The organism is Pseudorhodobacter sp. (genome assembly GCF_030452865.1).
Lineage (GTDB): Bacteria > Pseudomonadota > Alphaproteobacteria > Rhodobacterales > Rhodobacteraceae > Pseudorhodobacter.
Genome location: NZ_JAKDLJ010000519.1, coordinates 1 through 2,101, shown reverse-complemented (window position 1 = coordinate 2,101; position 2,101 = coordinate 1). Strand labels below are relative to the sequence as shown.

3 protein-coding genes are annotated in these 2,101 nt (G+C 59.9%); 1 reads left to right on the top strand and 2 read right to left on the bottom strand.

Going from position 1 to position 2,101, the window contains the following annotated elements; genetic code table 11:
* Together L0H65_RS18905 and L0H65_RS18900 are read right to left on the bottom strand one after the other, a co-directional pair.
* Window positions 1–797: enoyl-CoA hydratase/isomerase family protein (locus tag L0H65_RS18905; protein ID WP_301460744.1), on the bottom strand; the 797-nt coding region annotated here is incomplete at its 3' end.
* Window positions 798–993: 196 nt separating this feature from the next.
* A complete protein-coding gene (locus L0H65_RS18900) occupies window positions 994–1,188 on the bottom strand; it encodes a hypothetical protein (RefSeq protein WP_301460743.1) in 195 nt (64 codons plus the stop codon).
* A gap of 161 nt (window positions 1,189–1,349) precedes the next feature.
* Between L0H65_RS18900 and L0H65_RS18895 the strand changes: the two genes are divergently transcribed.
* On the top strand, window positions 1,350–2,101 hold a 752-nt coding region (locus L0H65_RS18895; protein WP_301460742.1), incomplete at its 3' end, for an MBL fold metallo-hydrolase.

The following is a 2,101-nucleotide window of genomic DNA, read 5'->3' as shown; positions in this document are numbered from 1 at the left end:
GGTGTGACGACAAGTTCCGCGAAGGCAGCGCGTTCAAAGGCGAGGCCCTGGTCGAAAGGCAGCAGCATCGCAGCCTCAACGCAATCAATGATCCGGGCCGGGCCGGGCAGGGCGGTGCCGACCTGTGCCGCGCGTGCCGTTGCGATTGCGGAGAAATATGCCTTGGCATCCGCCATCCCCTCGCGCCGGTCGCGCGTCGGGACCGGAGGGTTCGCCGCCATATGCAGCGCAAGTGTCACGGTGGCATCGGCCAGATCACGTTCGACCACGCGGTCAAGGAGGCCGAGCGACAGCGCCTCCTCCGCCGAAATCGGTTTGCCGGTAATCATCATGCGCAGCGCGGCCGGGGCACCGATCAACCGTGGCAGGCGCTGTGTGCCGCCCGCGCCGGGCAGTATCCCCAAACCGACCTCCGGCAGGCCAACGCGCGCATCGGAAAGCGCAATCCGGGCATGTGCCGACAAGGCGAGTTCCAACCCGCCGCCCAAGGCGGTGCCGTGCAGACCCGCGACGACCGGCTTCGGACAGGACTCCACCAGTTTGCACAGGTCGGGCAGCAGGGGTGGTTGCGGCGGCTTGCCGAATTCGGAAATATCCGCACCGGCGGGAAAGGTGCGCCCTTTCGCAAGCAGCGCCACAGCGCGGACCCCAGGATTAAGGCTGGCCGCTTCGATGGCACCTGCCAAAGCCGCGCGCAGCGCATGCCCAAGCGCATTTACCGGCGGATTGTCGATCCACACCAACAAAACCGCGCCGCGCGTTTCCGTCGTCACCGGGGAGGGGTCGTTCTCTTGCATATTGCCGCCTGCTTGGCGCGGTTCCTGCGCCCGCGCATTTGGCATATTAACAAGCCAGGCGGCGAAAATTGCAATCCCAACGGCCAGATTCGTGCCCAAAAACAGCGCGAAGGTGACGGATTGCTTGCGAGAGCAGGTTTCTCAGGACGCGCGGGCGACAGTTCGCCCGACGCAAAGGATCAAATTTCACAGCCGATCAGACCGGCATATTGTCAAACATCGCCTCGACTTCATCATCGGTCGGCAGGGCGGTGCCAAAAGCAGGCGGTCCGAGTGGGATACTGGTGAAATAGGGTGCAGCGGCGAATGGCATTGCAGCAGCACTACGCTTCATCTTGATCGGCGCTTCGGTCGATTCGATAAGCTCGGTGTCTTTTCTGAAATGTTTCATGTGATCCCCCAATCTGATTTCATGGACTGAGTATAACACACTTAAAGCGCGATTGACCTTGCGTTAGATCAACTCGGCGGAAATCCACACATTCAATTCTTCCAATGTGTCCGATCCATGTTATATCATGTCGCAGCAAGTGATCAGAGGGGGGGGGCAAGATGCAGCCGGTCGTAAAAGCCTTTTTTGACGAGTCCACCAACACCATCACCTATGTCGTGCGGGAGCCGGAAGGACGGGCCTGTGCCATCATCGATTCCGTACTGGATTTCGACTATGCCTCTGGGCGCACCGACACACGTTCCGCCGATGCAGTGATTGCATTCGTGACAGCGGAAGGGTTGAACCTGCACTGGATTCTGGAAACCCATGTCCATGCCGATCACCTGTCCGCAGCACCCTATATACAGGAACGTCTGGGCGGCAAGATCGGGATCGGTCAACGGATCACGGAGGTTCAGGACACCTTCGGCAAGGTCTTCAACGAAGGCACCCGGTTTCAGCGCGACGGATCGCAATTTGATCGGTTGTTCGAAGATGGCGACAGCGTGATGATCGGCCAGATGCGTGCGGATGTGATGCACACCCCCGGCCACACCCCTGCTTGCCTGACCTATGTTCTGGGCGATGCCGCCTTTGTCGGTGACACCCTGTTCATGCCTGATTTTGGTACGGCGCGCTGCGATTTTCCGGGGGGGTCCTCGGCAATAATGTTCGATTCTGTACAGAAAATTCTTGCCCTGCCTGATGCCACCCGCATTTTCGTCTGCCACGATTACAAGGCACCGGGACGTGAGGATTTCGCGTGGGAAACGACGGTGGGGGCGCAAAAGGCGCTCAACGTGCATATCGGAGCGGGCAAATCGAAGGAGGAGTTCATTGCGATGCGCGATGCGCGTGACGCGACCATTGA